This is a genomic window from Psychrobacter sp. T6-4 (assembly GCF_052258425.1).
In the GTDB taxonomy this organism is placed as follows: Bacteria; Pseudomonadota; Gammaproteobacteria; order Pseudomonadales; family Moraxellaceae; genus Psychrobacter.
Window position 1 is genome coordinate 17224 of record NZ_JBQQEZ010000006.1, and the last position, 16473, is coordinate 33696.

Here is a 16473-nt window from a genome sequence, read left to right on the forward strand (position 1 = left end):
CCTAGTAGTTGTTAGCATTTATAACTATTCAAATTTCGATAACAGCTGCTAAAAATTGATTTTTGGCGGCTGTCATTATTTAAAAGTGACTTGTTTTGAGCAATCAGACGAAAAATCTAGCAAGATGAAGTATGACTTAGGGTTAGCAAAAGGAGGCGGCGATGGTAAAAATTCGTGAAGGATTACCATTAGTAGATGGACAGATGACAGAGACTGATAGTGCCTCGCTTGCAGCGCAGTTGGTTGCCAATCAGCGCTCTCATCAATCAGCCAATAGCTACGCGCAAATACCGCTAGATATCAAAGCCCAATTGGCGACCCACAAACTACATACCACCTTTGATCGCTCAATCTCTTTTGAGCAAGACGATTCTGCTATCAAAGATGACTACTCGAACAATGAGCTACTCGAAAAATCCAACATCCCATTAGAAGACATCGATGATGCCAATATCGATGTCCCTGTTTGGCTAGATAATGTTGCTAAGCGTATTGGGCAGGAATCTGTTCCTATTTTAAGTGATGCCTGCGAGTTTATCCGTAGTCGCATGAATACTAGCGAGTCTGAGCGCTCAGGTGCCTATGTGACCGGTATTGGTATGGCAGATATCTTAACTTACCTGTATCAAGATGAAGACGCTTTGGTCGCCGCTATGCTCTATCGTAGCGCTCGTAAATCGATGATTAGTCTGGCAGATATCCAAAAGCACTTCAACGCTGATATCGCAACATTAGTTAAAGACACCTTAGCCATGGGAAAACTGTCCGCTATTATTGAGAGCAGTAAGCGCCTAGAGGATCATTTCGTTAACAATCAGCGCGAACAGTTATCTAACATCTATAGCATGCTCATCTCAGTGACCAACGATGTACGCGTGGTGCTCATTAAATTAGCTGAGCGCACCTTTGCTATGCGTGAATTAAATTTCGCTGATGAGGAGCGTCAACGCCGAGTGGCACGTGAGGTCATGACTATTTATGCGCCTCTCGCCCATCGTCTTGGTATTGCTCAGCTCAAATGGGAGCTTGAGGATTTGGCATTTCGCCATCTTGCTCCTGATAGATACAAAGAGATCGCCAAATTACTCTCTGAAAAGCGCAGTGAGCGTGAGTCCTATATCCAGCGTGTTCAGAACAAACTGAGCGAAGCTTTGATTGATGCTAATATCGAAGGCGAGGTATCAGGACGCGTCAAACACATCTATTCTATTTATCGCAAAATGAAGCTTAAAGGCTTATCTTTTGATCAGCTTTATGACATTCGTGCGCTTCGAGTTTTGGTCAACTGCCCATCAGACTGCTATCATGTTTTAGGTTTGGTTCACGGCTTTTGGCGTTATATACCAGAGCAGTTCGATGATTATATTACCAATCCCAAATCTAATGGTTATCGATCCTTGCATACTGCCGTTATCGCAGAAAACAAGTCGTTAGAAGTACAGATTCGTACGCATGAGATGCATTTTGAGGCTGAGCTTGGCATGTGCGCGCATGTCAATTACAAAGAGGGGTTAAAGAATAAAAAAGATACTTACTTTAATCAAAAAATCAGCTCTTTGCGTCACCTGCTCTCTTTGAATAATGAGGTTCGCAATCGTTCAGACTCGGCCTTGACCATTGAGGACGATTTAGGCGGCATTGCCTTTACTGAGCTTGAAGATGAAGAGCACATCGTTGATTTTGATGAGCTTGAACGTATCTATGTTTTTAGTCGTGACGGGGATATTACTGAGCTGCCAAAAGGGGCGACCGTACTTGATTTTGCGTATTATGTTCATACACAAGTGGGTAATCGAGCGCAGGCGGCGCGCGTCAATCAGCGTTATGTTCCGCTCACTTATCAGCTGAAAACTGGCGAGCAGGTTGAGATTATTACCAAAGCGACGCGCGAGCCTAATCGCGATTGGCTTGTGGTCTCCTTAGGTTATATACAGACCAGCCGCGCCCGCTCCAAGCTGCGCCAATGGTTCAATAAACAAGACCGCGACAAAAATATTGAGATCGGTCGGGACATGCTAGCAAAAGAGCTCGAACGCTTATCTGTACATCCTAATAGCATAGACCTTAATGATTATACGCAGTTTTTTAGCGTTAATCATGCCGATGATATTCTTGTCGGCTTGGTTACCAGTGAGATCGGACTCAATCAGCTGACCGCGCACATCTCTCGTCAGCTGCATCTAGAGCCTGAAAAACCCGAAGAAGATTTTATCGTCAACATAGACAACAAGCTTGCTGGCAAGCCTGACGCTTATAAAATCTCTATCGCTGGCCTCGATAATACAGAAATCCATCTCGCTGGCTGCTGTCATCCTGTACATGGGGAGCCGATCGCAGGATATGTGACTTTGTCTCGCGGCATTAGTGTGCATAATCGCGGTTGCCCTGAATACTTACGCCTTATCGAGCGCGATCCTGAGCGTAAAATTGCTGCCAGTTGGCAGTTCAAATCTGGTCGTTATCAGCCTGTTGATATTCATATAGAAGCTTATGATAGACGCGGACTATTACGTGATCTAACGCAAATTATTGATAGAGAAAATGTCAATATTCGTAAAGTTGAAACTTTGAGTACAGACGATAATATTGCCTTTTTAAAGTTTCATATTGAAGTGGCGGGCCTTGTGCACTTGTCTAAACTACTGGCTAAACTTGAACAGCAACATGGTATTTTGCACGCCCGCCGTGCAGTAGCTTGATAGCTTTGCAAATGCATTGTTAACCCTACTTTATTTTTTACTCATATAAACGTTTTGAACCCTTATGCCTGAACTCCCTGAAGTTGAAACTACAAAAACAAGCCTAACGCCTCTACTTGGTCAAAAGGTTACAAAAGTACAAGTATTTCAGCCAAAGCTGCGTTGGCAAATGCCCGACGACTTAAATGACTTGGTCGATCACGTATTAGTAGACGTGCAAAGACGCGCTAAATACTTGATTTTAGACTTTGCTCCTGTGGCCTCCAAAAGTAATGGTTTTGATAAAGAGGTGCGCCAGTTGCTCGTGCATCTTGGTATGTCAGGAAGCTTACAACAGCATGCTAGCGGTGCAGACAAGCGCAAACACGATCATCTCATCATTACTTTTAGAGATGATGATGGCGCGCTTACTCAGCTGCATTATCATGATCCAAGACGCTTTGGTTCTGTATTATGGCACCAAGACTACAAGGGCAAGCTACTAGACAACCTAGGTCTTGAACCTTTATCAGAAACTTTTGATGCAGATTATCTCTATCAATTCATTCAGCGGACTGATGCAGCAAAACATAAACCATCAGATCCTAATTCGCGCAAGGTAACTGCAAGACGACCAATCACGCGCGCTATAAAATCTGTCATCATGGAACAACAAGTTGTCGTTGGTGTGGGTAATATCTATGCTACCGAAAGCTTATACTTAGCAGGTATTCATCCAGCTACGCCTGCTAATGAAGTGTCCTACAAGCAATTATCTATACTAGTTACGCATATCAAGACTATCTTGCACAAGGCTATCGCTCTTGGTGGCTCCACTTTACGCAATTTTACCGTTGCCAGTGGCGAGACCGGATATTTCCAGCAAACTCTAAATGTGTATGGTCGTCAAGGAGAGGCATGTCCTTCTTGCAATGCCGATTTAGACAGTATTAAGCTCAATGGCCGTGCTAGTGTTTTTTGTCCAGAGTGCCAAACACTTTAACTTATCAAAGGTTTATTGCAGCCAAATGAATTGATTATGAGCTTTTGTGTTGCTTATCACTGTACATCTTGCTTTAATAGCATAATCACATACTTTTGTTATACTCATTGTTAGCTTTAGGATCACATCATGACAGTCAAAGCCCATTCACTGCGTGCTATCAGAGATCGCACTATTATCGCCCTTACTAGCCTTGTTTTAACTACAGCTATGATGCATACAGCGTCCGCTGCGATAGAGATTGATGAAACAGACTTTGGTCCTTCTTACGATACGATGATTGTAGATACAGTAGTAGGTAAACCCTTACAACTGGTCGCTGCAGTGACTGGTACTGCAGCCTACTTAGTCAGTCTGCCCTTCTCGGTTATTGGCGGTAATGCTGATCAAGCTCAACGAAAACTCTTTGTTGAGCCATGGGATGCGATGAGTCGCTGCTTAGGATGTACGGTTGCCGAAGACAATTATTACAAGTCACAAGTGGTTGATGACAACATCGTACGTATCGTTGTTGATCAGCCCTCTGAGATTTTGATCAACACCAATGATTATGTCGTTGTGACTCCCTAACTTGCGCCGTTAAGATTTGTCTGCATCAACGGTATATTTTGACAATAAAAAAAGGCCAACATCACGTTGGCCTTTTTTATGTCTGACTGTTTAAGTTGGGTACCGGCTAAAACTAAGCACCCTTTTTGCTACGACCATGACGCTTACGCTCACTTTCAGTCAAGTAGCGTTTACGCAATCGAATAGCTTTTGGTGTTACTTCAACCAACTCATCATCTTGAATAAATTCAAGCGCTTGCTCAAGGGTAAACTTGATAGCAGGCGTTAGTGTTAGTGCTTCATCAGTACCACTAGCACGAACGTTGGTCAATTGTTTAGCCGTTGTTGGGTTGACAGCCATATCATCATTACGTGAGTTTAGACCAACGATCATACCCTCGTATACTTCAAGCTGCGGTTCAGCGAATAATTTGCCGCGCTTTTGCAGGTTGAACAGTGCAAAACCTAGACAAGTACCTTTGGCCATAGATACGAGTACGCCATTTGTACGACCACCAACATCACCGATCTTTTGAGGACCATAGTGAGAGAAGCTTGACGTCATAATTCCCGTACCTGAAGTTAGGGTCAAAAACTCAGAGCGAAAGCCAATCAGTCCGCGCGCTGGCATAGTCGCCTCAATACGCATGCGACCTTTACCATCGAGCTCCATATTAGTCATCTCACCTTTGCGTAGACCAACTTGCTCCATGATAGAGCCTTGATGCTCATCTTCGATATCAAAGACAACGTTTTCGTACGGCTCTTGCAACTTGCCATCGACTTCTTTGACGATAACTTCTGGGCCAGATACACCCAATTCAAAACCTTCACGGCGCATGTTTTCGATCAATACAGATAAGTGTAGCTCGCCGCGACCTGATACTTTAAATTTATCAGGAGACTCTGTGTCTTCTACACGTAACGCTACGTTATGAATCAATTCACGCTCTAAGCGCTCACGAATATTGCGCGAGGTTACAAACTTACCTTCAAGGCCTGCAAAAGGTGAGTTATTAACCTGAAAATTCATCGATACTGTAGGCTCATCAACAGTTAGCGGCGGCAATGCTTCAACTGCAGCAGGATCACAGATAGTATCAGAGATATTAAGAGCGTCGATACCTGTGATACATATGATATCACCAGCTTGTGCCTCTTCAACATCGATGCGATCAAGACCGTGATAACCCATAATCTTGAGGATACGACCATTACGAGTCTTGCCATTCTTATCAATAATAGTCACTGGCGTATTGGTTTTGACTCTACCGCGTTGAACACGACCGATACCGATAACCCCTACGAAGCTATTGTAGTCGAGGCTCGATATTTGCATACGAAACGGTGCATCGGCGTCAACTTGTGGCGGTTGTACCACATCTACGATAGTCTCAAACAGTGGTGTCATATCATCAGCTAAATTATCCGCTTCTAGACCAGCAACGCCATTTAGGGCCGAGGCATAAACAACTGGAAAGTCTAACTGCTCATCCGTTGCGCCCAGGTTGTCGAACAAATCAAATATCTGATCCATAACCCAATCAGGTCGTGCACCTGGACGGTCAATTTTATTAATGACAACAATTGGCTTAAGGCCTTGCTCAAATGCTTTTTGAGTGACAAAGCGAGTTTGCGGCATAGGACCGTCTACAGCATCGACAACTAGTAGTACACAATCAACCATAGACATAACGCGTTCAACTTCGCCGCCAAAGTCAGCGTGACCTGGGGTATCTACGATGTTGATGCGATATTCAATGTCTTTACTTGGATGTTGCCATTTGATGGCTGTGTTCTTAGCCAAGATAGTGATGCCACGTTCTTGCTCGATATCACCTGAATCCATCGCACGCTCAGCAATGTTAGCACGGTCGCCAAAAGTGCCTGATTGATGCAAAAGTTTATCAACCAAAGTGGTTTTACCATGATCAACGTGGGCAATGATTGCGATATTACGCAGGTGTTGGATGTCGTTCGCCATATAAAATGCTCGTTTTGTCTTAATAAGAATGCAGTAGCAATAAGCGCCGCTGAATATAATAATGATGTAGATCTACTAAGTTTAAATAATAAGTAAAACTATGATAATACACAAATTTATCGTACAGGTAGCTGTGCTAGAGAACACTTTGCCAATCTGCAAAGTATTTGGGCGGCTAGTATAACATTAATGCACTGCCTTTTTTATAAAATAACTGAGCAGTGCAATATCAAAACAAAAAAAAGCCACCCGAAGGTGACTTTTTTATTTAGAACTTGCTACAGATGAATGATTAGTTGATAACCATATCTTTAGTTTGCTCTACAGTCATTGTTTTGTTACCAGTAATGATAGCGTAAACACGACGGTTCATAGCACGACCTTCTTCAGTATCGTTAGAAGCGATTGGTTGGTCATAACCATAGCCTACAGTCGATAGACGATTAGGTGCAATGCCGAACTCGTTAGTTAGCATAGATTTCACTGCGACGGCACGGGCTTCAGACAGACGTTGGTTATAACGTGCTGATGGACCTGTTTTTGAAGCATGACCTTCAACGCGAGCGGTAGAGTTTGGATACTCACGCATCTTCTCAGCTACTTTAGCAATCTCAGGCTGGTACTGTGCTTTGATGTTAGATTTATCGTTGTCAAAGAAGACACGAAGCTCCATTTTTAGAGCATCATCGATAATAACTTCTACCGGGCAACCACGAGCGTCAACAACTTGGTTCATTGGTGTGCCTGGGCATGCATCTAAGCTATCTACAACGCCATCACCGTCAGAGTCCATTTCAGGATCGATAACTACGATAGGCGTAGTATCAACAACTGGCTGCTCAATCATAGGCTCTTCGATTGGTGGAACAGCTACTGTTGGCGCTAAGTGACCACCAAGGACAACTTCTAGACCCGCTAGAGCCATGCCTTCCCACCAGTTCTCATCAAAGTTGTGAATAGCACGAGCTTCACCGCGTAGGCTTAGTGCATCATTGATACGATACATAGCACCTAAACCTAGGTTACCAATAGTATCAGTAGAATTAGCAACTTCATCACCGTTGTTATCTTCGATATCAAGTTTAGATCGACCAGCACCAATTAGCATATATGGCTTTAATGCGCTATCAGTGTAACCAGTAAATTCTTCAGTACCGATTAAGAAGTTACCCGTGATCATTTCTTGTTCTGCATCTAGGTTGTCAGCACCATTTTGACTTTCAGCATCAGTGTTAGATACACCATACTCAACTTGGAATTGGGTAGAAGGAGTCAACTCAATACCTAAAGCGGCACCAGTATACAGACCATCTTCTTTGTTGTATCTATCGCCGTTACCATTATCATTGAGTAATGTTTCTCTTTGATCATCGTCAGCGCCTTCAGCGTAGTGATAACCAAGTAACAATGGGCTGATAGTGACACCAGCATTAGCAGCTAGTGGTGCTGCTGTTACAGCAAACAGAGCTAGGGCAATCTTATTCAATTTCATGGACTTTCTCCAAAGGATAATTTAAATGATGCGTTAATCGATGTTACTTACTAACATGTGCTCATGACAAGTTTTTTTGAAAATGTGTCATTTTGCAACAAAACCAATTAAGGAGTAGCTTAGCGACTATCAATTGACTTTACAACTTTTTTCGTCGAGCAGCTACACATTATTACACGATAATGTCGTAACTAAAACACAATAGCCAGTTTAAATTACGGATGACTAACATACGTATTATTTCTAATAACATGAATGTTAGACGTCAATAGTATATGCACTAATAAACACCTATTGAGCTTGTGCATTTTAGTACAGATAGTAGCTATTCTCTATTGGTAAAACTCATGATTCACCAATTGAAACATTTTTTGACATTTGATACATATTCAGTTTATATTATACAGATGAACATTAGTTCAAGTTAATAATGAAAAATGAATACGCATACAATGTATACATACAGCTTTGTGTCAAAATCAAAAGTTGTAAACTTTTAATCAAAAAAGTAATTAGTTCATAAGATGGCGTACACAGAGAGAAATATCACATGGATGAGATATCTGTAAGAGCCAAAGGAAATGGCTTCACGTTACCTGAGCTGATCATTACTGTGGCTATTTTAGCTATTATAATGACCATCGCCGCTCCTAGCATCTTTAAACATTTAGCTAGTATGGAAGCTAATCGCATCAAAAACCAGTTAGAGAGTATATTTAGTCTTGCCAAAGCGGAAAGTTATATTCGTCGACAAAATTTATTAGTGTGTCTTTCTGATGCTAAAGGCAGATGTCATAGAGATAGTGATAAAAAAATCTTACTCTTCGTTGATGTCAATGATAACAAGCATTTTGACGTACAAGTAGACTACTTGCTCGATGAGCAAAATTTGAACCCTAAATATAGTAAACTTAGTTTAAGAGTGGGCGCGAAACGTCACTACACAAAGTTTTGGGGTGATAGTGGAAAACCGCGAGGACATTTCGGTCACATAAAGTACTGCCCAACGTCGAGCTATAATGACGCCATGTATCAAATCTCATTTAACCAAGGCGGCATCGTCAGACATAAACCTAGCAGCACTCATCCTACGGGCTGTGCCTAATTTATGACTGCATAGTTATCACTGCATATGTCTGACTACAACAATCTGCCTGATCACTCCTCTTGAGCGTCAAATCTTATTCAAAAGCTATCTTCTAATCAAAGACTATCTACTGATAGCGTTGTTGCTGCTGCCAAAGTAGACGACTTTGCAGAGGTTGATAATCTAACAAATGATCTATGAGCTGACGATAAAGGCGCGACCAGTTACTGAGAGTATCAAGTACGACGCCCTGTTCAACCATTTTTATAATCTCTTTTCCTTCAAATATCGACTGCGCAGTAGCGTTAGTTGTCGCCTCAGTATGCACAATGGGAACTAATCCGGCATCTGGTAAAAATCGATAAGTCGTGTCAGGCTCAATAGCATTTAACATATTGTCTTGCTCTAACGTTAAAGAAAATCCTAACTCAGCAAATAGATGCTGCTCAAAATGGCGCAAACAAAGGCGCAGCTCGTCAGCAGTTAGAGCCTGCTTAAGCTGCTCTAGGCTATTTTGATAATGATGCCATAAGACTGGCATTGGATCTTCAGTTGGCAATAGTCGCCAGAGTATCTCGTTTAGATACAGTGCTGCATACTGATGTTGACCTGTGATCTGTTTATAAGAAAGCTCGTTTATAGGGTCTTTGGTGTCTTTAACAACCAGTTCTTGCTCACTCATGGGTGAAGAGACTTGGTCTACTTTAGGGGCACTATCGCTATGACTGTTACTAGGTATTTGAGCGATGTTAATTTGACTAAAGGTTTTAAGATCACGCTTACCAGTGGCAAACAGCTGCAACGGTATAAACAGCGGTGCTCCCTTTTTACCAATACCATGGACAACGCCATACTGCTCAGAGAATAGATAATAAAGCGCACGCTTTTCTTGATAAGAGCGTTGATGTAATAAGTAACCTGTTAACGCTTCATTACGCATCTGCTTTGGTCTCAGTAATATCGCATTTTCAGTGACAGTATAGTTTTAATAAGTTTAATACCCTAGGCTCGTCAAAGCGCGTTCATCATCAGACCAACCACGTTTAATTTTGACCCATAGTGTCAGCATAATCTTTTTATCAAACAGCTGTTCCATATCTTTACGAGCATCCATCCCTACCTGCTTAATACGCTGACCCTTATCACCTATGACGATAGCTTTTTGTCCACTGCGCTCAACATAAATAGTTGCATCGATAAAGGTTACGGCCTTACGCGGTCGTCCCGTTTTTGGATCAGTATGCGCAGGCTCATCCTTAAACTCATCAATCTGTACGGTCAAATCGTAAGGAACTTCGTCCCCTGCACTACGCATAATTTTTTCACGGATGATTTCACTGGCTAAAAAACGCTCTGAGCGATCAGTGATTTGTTCAGTGTCATAAATAGGTGCTGCATTTGGTAAGTGTGACGCTATCACTTCTTCTAGGCGATCAAGGTTTTGATTTTTGAGCGCCGATACGGGAACGATATCAGCGAAATCAAAGCTATCACTAAAGGTCTCGATAAGCGGTAGAATCGACCCCTTATCCTTTAAGGTATCGGCTTTATTGATGACCAGCACTACGGTCAAATTGGTATCGCCTAGCTTTTGCAGCGTTAACAAGTCATCGTCGCGCCACTGATCAGAGTCGACCACAAACAGTACCAGATCAACGTCAACTAACGCTGATACCGCCGCTTTATTCATGCGCTCGTTAATCGCTCGGACTTCGTTACGATGGATACCTGGGGTATCAACGAACACCGCTTGCATCTCATGCGTGCTCAAAATACCATGAATACGGTGGCGTGTGGTTTGCGGCTTGCGGGAGGTAATCGATAGCTTTTGACCCAGCAAGTGGTTCATCAAGGTTGATTTGCCAACGTTAGGACGACCGACAATCGCGACATAGCCTGCTCTAAAATCATCTGTCATCTGCGCTTGATGATTCGGTGAAAAAAACCCATCAATTGTATCTTCATTATTTGTATCATTATCTACAGCATCTATTTCTGTCTCAGCCTGCATTTGAACCTGACTTAACGCCTTACCTATTGTTCTTGGCTCTTTATCTTGAGTAGATTCTAGGCCTGCATTACTCGTAGGATTAGCAGTATCTAAGGTGCTCGCTTGATTGGTATCAGTATCTTTTGTCATAAGGGTATTGTGTTCTTTAAGTAGTGGCAAATCATAACGATTGCTTATAGAAAATTATTTATGTGCTTTTTTGGCAGAATTTGGTAGTTTATGCAGCTGATTAATCATAAGCTCAGCCGCTTTTTGTTCTGCAATACGGCGGCTCTCTCCTGATTCGGTAATATCAGGACAATTGGGAATATTAACCTGACAGCGCACTACAAAGATCTGATAGGGCGCGTTACCGCGAGTCTCGACCAGCTCATAATGCGGCAGATCAAACTGCTTAGATTGTAGCCACTCTTGCAAACGACTCTTGGCGTCTTTGAGCACTTTTTGATCGTTAACGTTATCAATCAAATCACCATACCAAGCCAATACGCAAGTACGAACAACTTCTAAGTCCTGACTGTCCAAGTAGATCGCCCCTATTAGTGACTCAACCGCATCGGCTAGTATCGATGCACGATTGCGACCACCGCCTTTACGCTCGCCGACGCCTAAAATAAGGTAATCTGAGAGGCCCAAATTTTGAGCGATAATAACGAGCGACTCTTGGCGAACTAATGTTGCGCGCATGCGAGTAAGCCTACCTTCATTCTCCAAGGGGAACTTATGATATAGCGCTTCGCCAACAATCATACCTAGCAGAGCGTCGCCTAAAAACTCCAAGCGCTCATAGTTTTTTTTGCTATCAAAAGAGCGATGAGTCAATGCCAATTTTGGAAAACTTAGGTTATTGAAGGTATAGCCTAGTTTACGTGTCAAAACAGCCAATCGCTGCATAAACTCAGAGCTTACAATAGGTGTCTCGGTAGCGTTATGATTGGACTGGGTCTTTGGCACCGTCTGCTGCGAAGTTGGTTTCATTTGTGGCTTGTGGTTATCCCTTTTTGTACAAGTGAGTAGTTAGTTGATCTCATTATTCTGTTATAGGTTCGATGTCGCCTTCAAAACGGCTGACGATATCGACATTCCCAAATAGATTATTGGTCTTATTGTACTTTTTGTAGATAGCCAATTGACCTTTTTGACTGTTGGTAAAGGTAAAAATATCTTCGGCTTTGGTATCGTAATAAGCATTGATAGATAGCTTCTTATTAGTATTCTCAATTAGCTCGCGAGCAGTATCGCCATTATCATTGGCTCTTTTGAGCTCAGCGGCGATGATTTTAGTCAATTGACGATCATCTAACTGTGCAGGGACAATAGCAACAGCTAGCTTTACCGCTATACCTAGTACCATGATAAACAATATAACACTTGTCACCCCAGAGCCGCGCTGTGTGGACAAGCTAGATAATTGATGCACCTTTATAATCCTTTAACCTGTTGGCGTATTGGTAACCGTAATACCTATATTAATATTAGCACAGACTCTATCTCTAACTGCGTTAAACCTCTTAGCTGACTACATCTAATCGATAGAGCCGTTGCGCGATAAAGACGGCATATTTAGACCTGGCGGTTTGTGCATCCAGATATAAGCCGCTTTACCTGCTAGGTTCTCGTCAGGTACAAACCCCCACCAGCGCCCATCGGCGCTGCGATCTCGGTTATCACCCATGACAAAATAATGACCATCAGGGACGGTAATGCGCCATTTAGTACCTGCCGAGCTAACCACCTCTGGAGACTCTTGCTGTAAAAAATTAGCATATTGTGAACTATTCATACCAGGCAAGTAGCGTACTAGATGCTTATGATCGCCTTGAATCTCTTCAAAGTACTCAGCTTTGGCTTCTTCATCTAAGCCCATCTGTATAGCATCTTGTTGAGTGAGTCTATAGTTTTGAATGGGTTGTCCTTCAAGATAAAGACTACTGGTAAGCTCAGGCTTAGGAGTAAAATCAACGGGGGTCGTCTCAACGGGCACATCATTGATAGCAAGCGTGCCATCGTCATAACTGACCGTATCGCCTGGTAGACCAATGGCACGTTTTATATAGTAGATGCTCGGATTCTCAGGATAGCGAAACACCATAACATCGCCATGTTCAGGGCTGCCTGTATCAATTACTTTAGTATAAGTAAGCGGTAAACGCACGCCATAAGCGTACTTGTTGACTGCGATAAAGTCGCCAGTATAGAGCGTCGGCACCATGGATGATGAGGGAATATTAAACGGCTCAAACAAAAACGAGCGCACAATCAAGACGACGGCGAGTACTGGAAAAAAGTCATAAGCCCAGCGTACTGGCATATTCTCTTTGCCAGCGCCCAGCTTTTTGCGCTGCTTTAGTACTAGCTTATCAAGCAGCCAAATAGCCCCTAAAACCAAGGTTAATGGCACCAAAATCAAATTAAAATCAAAATCCATACGTTATTGCCTATTAACTTAGCACTAATCTGCTGTCAAAAACGCTGCGAGTCATTATTGTTTTAGAACGTATAACCCATCGATAAAATGAGCAGCTGTTATGTCTGTGTTAACTGTACTTTTATTAGATGTACCTTTACCAGACACAACCTTAAACTCTAACTATCTACTTGCAATACCGCCAAGAAGGCTTCTTGTGGAATCTCCACATTACCAACTTGCTTCATTCGTTTTTTACCCGCTTTTTGCTTGGAGAGTAGCTTTTTCTTACGCGAGACATCACCGCCGTAGCACTTGGCTAAAACGTCTTTACGCATGGCTTTGACCGTACTACGACCGATAATTTGACTGCCAATAGCAGCTTGAATAGCGACATCAAACATCTGACGCGGTATCAGCTCTTTCATTTTGCTAACCAGCTGATTGCCGCGATGGCGCGCTTGGTCTTGATGGACGATCATAGCCAAAGCATCGACCTTTTCGCCGTTGATCAAGACATCAACCTTGACCAATTTGTCCGCTTGATAACGCTCAAAGTTATAATCTAAAGAGGCAAAACCGCGCGAGACCGACTTTAGGCGATCAAAGAAATCCATCACCACTTCACCCATCGGAATATCAAATATCATTTGTACTTGCTTACCCATAAAACGCATATCAACTTGTACGCCGCGGCGCTCAATACATAGGGTCATGACATTACCTAGGTAATCTTGCGGTACTAGGATCTGGCAGCGGGCGATGGGTTCACGAAACTCTTCGATATTATTCGGTTCAGGTAGTCTTGAAGGGTTGTCGACGTAAATAATATCGCCGTTTTTCTTTTCAATCTCGTAGATGACCGAGGGCGCGGTAGTAATCAGGTTGAGATCATACTCACGCTCAAGGCGCTCTTGGATGATCTCCATGTGCAGCATACCCAAAAAGCCGCAGCGAAAACCAAAACCTAGCGCATCAGAGGTATCAGGCTCAAAGAACAGCGAGGCGTCGTTAATTTGTAGCTTTTGCAGCGCTTCACGGAACTTCTCAAAGTCATTAGCATCGACTGGGAATAGGCCGGCGTACACCTGCGGGGTGATTTGCTTAAACCCAGGAATACGCTCAACATCAGGCGTTTTGGCATGGGTGATAGTATCACCTACGGGCGCGCCTGCAATATCTTTAATACCAGCGATAATAAAGCCAACTTCACCCGCCTCTAAAATACCTGTATCTAGAGGTTTTGGCGTAAAAACACCAATGGAGCTAACAGGATGGGCGTCTTTGGTCGATAAGATATATATTTTATCGCCTTTTCTGACTGTCCCTTGACGTACGCGCACCAAAGAGACTACGCCTAGATAACTATCAAACCAAGAGTCGATAATCAGCGCTTGTAGCGGCGCGTCACGATCTCCTGTCGGTGCTGGGATAAACTCAACCAAAGCCTCAAGCAGCTTGTCAACGCCAAGGCCAGATTTGGCAGATACGCGCGGAGCATCAACGGCGTCAATACCGATAATGTCTTCGATCTCCTGAATGACGCGCTCAGGCTCGACTTGTGGCAGATCGATCTTATTTAGCACTGCCATGACTTCAAGGCCTTGATCAACAGCGGTGTAGCAATTAGCAACCGACTGCGCCTCAACCCCTTGCGCGGCGTCAACGACCAGTAGCGCACCTTCACAAGCGGCTAATGAGCGTGATACCTCATAAGAGAAATCGACGTGACCTGGGGTGTCAATAAAGTTAAGCTGAAAGCGTTCACCATTTGGATGGTCATAATACAAGGTTACGGACTGCGCTTTGATCGTAATCCCGCGCTCACGCTCGATGTCCATGGAATCGAGGACTTGCGCTTGCATTTCACGATCTTGCAGCGCGCCGCACATCTGAATAAAGCGATCAGCAAGGGTCGATTTGCCATGATCAATGTGGGCGATAATAGAAAAGTTACGAATATTAGCTAATGAGGTCACAAAGCGCCTACTAAATAAATGATGATTGAATAACAACGATAAAAAAGATGATGCCTAGCATAGACGTTAAGGTAGCCATGCAAACGATTACTCGCCTACAGGCCCTTTATCATACTTACAAAATCAGTAAAACAGCAATTGCTGCTGCTTTTGACTACGCATAGACAGGTGCAAGTATTCTAGCAGTTTTTGCCTACAAAGTAAGGCGATTTTGTTAGGCTCTGTTGGCGAGCAACAATATACAAGTAAAGTTCAGTCAGTAGTACGTTGAATATAGGTTGCGTTATTTTTATCTTCTTATAATATTTCAAACATACTTATCAATGCGGATAAGAAAGGTAATATTTTAGGCAAAAAAAAACCAATCACAAAGGATTGGAGTTTTTGATAACACAAGCTACTACTATATAAATGGTGGCGATGAAGAGACTTGAACTCTTGACCTCACGATTATGAGTCATGCGCTCTAACCAGCTGAGCTACATCGCCATTTAAGGCTCGGTATTATGCCCAAGCAGGAGACTTGCGTCAACCCCTAAAGCACAATTTTTTGCCTGTTACGCTAAATAAAAAGGTTTGGTAAACCGATAAGCCGGGTTCTGTCGTGGACGATCATTCCTCTAGGCGTATCATCGCTAATACGCTCAAGCAACCTACCCGCATCGAACGCGGGCCGCGCCATGCCGATGCCTATTTGGTCTTGCTACGCGTGGAGTTTACCCTGCCGTGAGATGTTGCCATTCACGCGGTGCGCTCTTACCGCACCCTTTCACCCTTACCGATAGTGTTAGACACTAAAGGCGGTCTGCTCTCTGCTGCACTGGTCGTCAGATTACTCTGCCCAGCCGTTAGCTGGCACGCTGCCCTATGTAGCCCGGACTTTCCTCCCCTGCAAGTCTATTCATTTATAAAACAAACAGTATGCAGCGGCGATCGCCTAGTCTACCAAGCGCGCTAGTATAGCAAAACTTGCACCCGCTTGGTTATGTATTTTCATCCTATTTATAGTTTAATTACTGACCTGTAATACGCTTGTACTTAGATAATAAATCACTCTCAGTCTCATTATGGTCAGGATCTTTGGGGATGCAATCAACCGGACAGATCACTACGCACTGCGGCTCATCGAAGTGTCCCACACATTCGGTACATAGATCAGGATCGATGACATAGATGTCCTCCCCCTCTGAGATGGCCTCATTGGGACAAACAGGTTCGCAGACATCACAGTTGATACATTCATCCGTGATTAATAGCGCCATAAACTGCTCCTTATCGATTAT

13 protein-coding genes, 1 tRNA gene and 1 other RNA gene are annotated in these 16473 nt (G+C 43.2%); 4 read left to right on the forward strand and 11 right to left on the reverse strand.

The annotated features are described in order from the left end of the window. Positions 1–161 precede the first annotated feature (161 nt). From ACTXGE_RS05555 to ACTXGE_RS05565, 3 genes are all read left to right on the forward strand, one after another. The gene (locus tag ACTXGE_RS05555; protein WP_443542502.1) at positions 162–2699 is read left to right on the forward strand and encodes a RelA/SpoT family protein; all 2538 of its coding nucleotides are present in this window, start codon (positions 162–164) and stop codon (positions 2697–2699) included. A 64-nt stretch (positions 2700–2763) separates the two neighbouring features. Then, positions 2764–3681 carry a bifunctional DNA-formamidopyrimidine glycosylase/DNA-(apurinic or apyrimidinic site) lyase gene (mutM, locus tag ACTXGE_RS05560; RefSeq protein WP_443542500.1) on the forward strand — a complete coding sequence of 306 codons (918 nt, stop codon included), beginning with the start codon at positions 2764–2766 and terminating at the stop codon, positions 3679–3681. 129 nt (positions 3682–3810) lie between these two features. Next, a complete protein-coding gene (locus ACTXGE_RS05565) occupies positions 3811–4251 on the forward strand; it encodes a hypothetical protein (RefSeq protein WP_443542499.1) in 441 nt (146 codons plus the stop codon). Between the two features lie 112 nt (positions 4252–4363). Here ACTXGE_RS05565 and typA read toward each other — a convergent pair whose 3' ends face one another. Further along, on the reverse strand, positions 4364–6214 hold the full coding sequence (typA, locus tag ACTXGE_RS05570; RefSeq protein WP_443542497.1) for a translational GTPase TypA: 1851 nt from the start codon (positions 6212–6214) through the stop codon (positions 4364–4366). 292 nt (positions 6215–6506) lie between these two features. Then, the gene (locus tag ACTXGE_RS05575) at positions 6507–7706 is read right to left on the reverse strand and encodes an OmpA family protein (protein ID WP_317200168.1); all 1200 of its coding nucleotides are present in this window, start codon (positions 7704–7706) and stop codon (positions 6507–6509) included. A 550-nt stretch (positions 7707–8256) separates the two neighbouring features. On the opposite strand from ACTXGE_RS05575, the gene ACTXGE_RS05580 reads away from it, so the two are divergent. Beyond that, entirely contained in the window at positions 8257–8811 is a 555-nt protein-coding gene (locus tag ACTXGE_RS05580) for a pilus assembly FimT family protein (protein ID WP_443542494.1), read from the forward strand. Positions 8812–8920: 109 nt separating this feature from the next. Here the strand turns inward: ACTXGE_RS05580 and recO are convergent, their stop codons facing one another. From recO to ACTXGE_RS05625, 9 genes are all read right to left on the reverse strand, one after another. Then, on the reverse strand, positions 8921–9733 hold the full coding sequence (gene recO, locus ACTXGE_RS05585; RefSeq protein ID WP_435950251.1) for a DNA repair protein RecO: 813 nt from the start codon (positions 9731–9733) through the stop codon (positions 8921–8923). A 54-nt stretch (positions 9734–9787) separates the two neighbouring features. Further along, positions 9788–10804 carry a GTPase Era gene (gene era, locus ACTXGE_RS05590; RefSeq protein WP_435951006.1) on the reverse strand — a complete coding sequence of 339 codons (1017 nt, stop codon included), beginning with the start codon at positions 10802–10804 and terminating at the stop codon, positions 9788–9790. A 183-nt stretch (positions 10805–10987) separates the two neighbouring features. After that, positions 10988–11782: a ribonuclease III gene (rnc, locus tag ACTXGE_RS05595; RefSeq protein ID WP_435950250.1), complete on the reverse strand. Its 795-nt coding sequence runs from the start codon at positions 11780–11782 to the stop codon at positions 10988–10990. Positions 11783–11834: 52 nt separating this feature from the next. Next, the gene (locus ACTXGE_RS05600; protein WP_317200172.1) at positions 11835–12224 is read right to left on the reverse strand and encodes a DUF4845 domain-containing protein; all 390 of its coding nucleotides are present in this window, start codon (positions 12222–12224) and stop codon (positions 11835–11837) included. 105 nt (positions 12225–12329) lie between these two features. Then, positions 12330–13232 (reverse strand): signal peptidase I, encoded by a 903-nt coding sequence (lepB, locus tag ACTXGE_RS05605; protein WP_435950249.1) that lies wholly within the window; start codon positions 13230–13232, stop codon positions 12330–12332. A gap of 158 nt (positions 13233–13390) precedes the next feature. Continuing rightward, on the reverse strand, positions 13391–15190 hold the full coding sequence (lepA, locus tag ACTXGE_RS05610; protein ID WP_443542493.1) for a translation elongation factor 4: 1800 nt from the start codon (positions 15188–15190) through the stop codon (positions 13391–13393). 412 nt (positions 15191–15602) lie between these two features. Then, a tRNA-Met gene (locus ACTXGE_RS05615) sits at positions 15603–15679 on the reverse strand. 83 nt (positions 15680–15762) lie between these two features. Further along, an RNA gene (gene rnpB, locus ACTXGE_RS05620) (RNase P RNA component class A) lies at positions 15763–16139 on the reverse strand. Positions 16140–16203: 64 nt separating this feature from the next. After that, a complete protein-coding gene (locus ACTXGE_RS05625; RefSeq protein ID WP_443542491.1) occupies positions 16204–16452 on the reverse strand; it encodes a YfhL family 4Fe-4S dicluster ferredoxin in 249 nt (82 codons plus the stop codon). Positions 16453–16473: the final 21 nt, after the last annotated feature.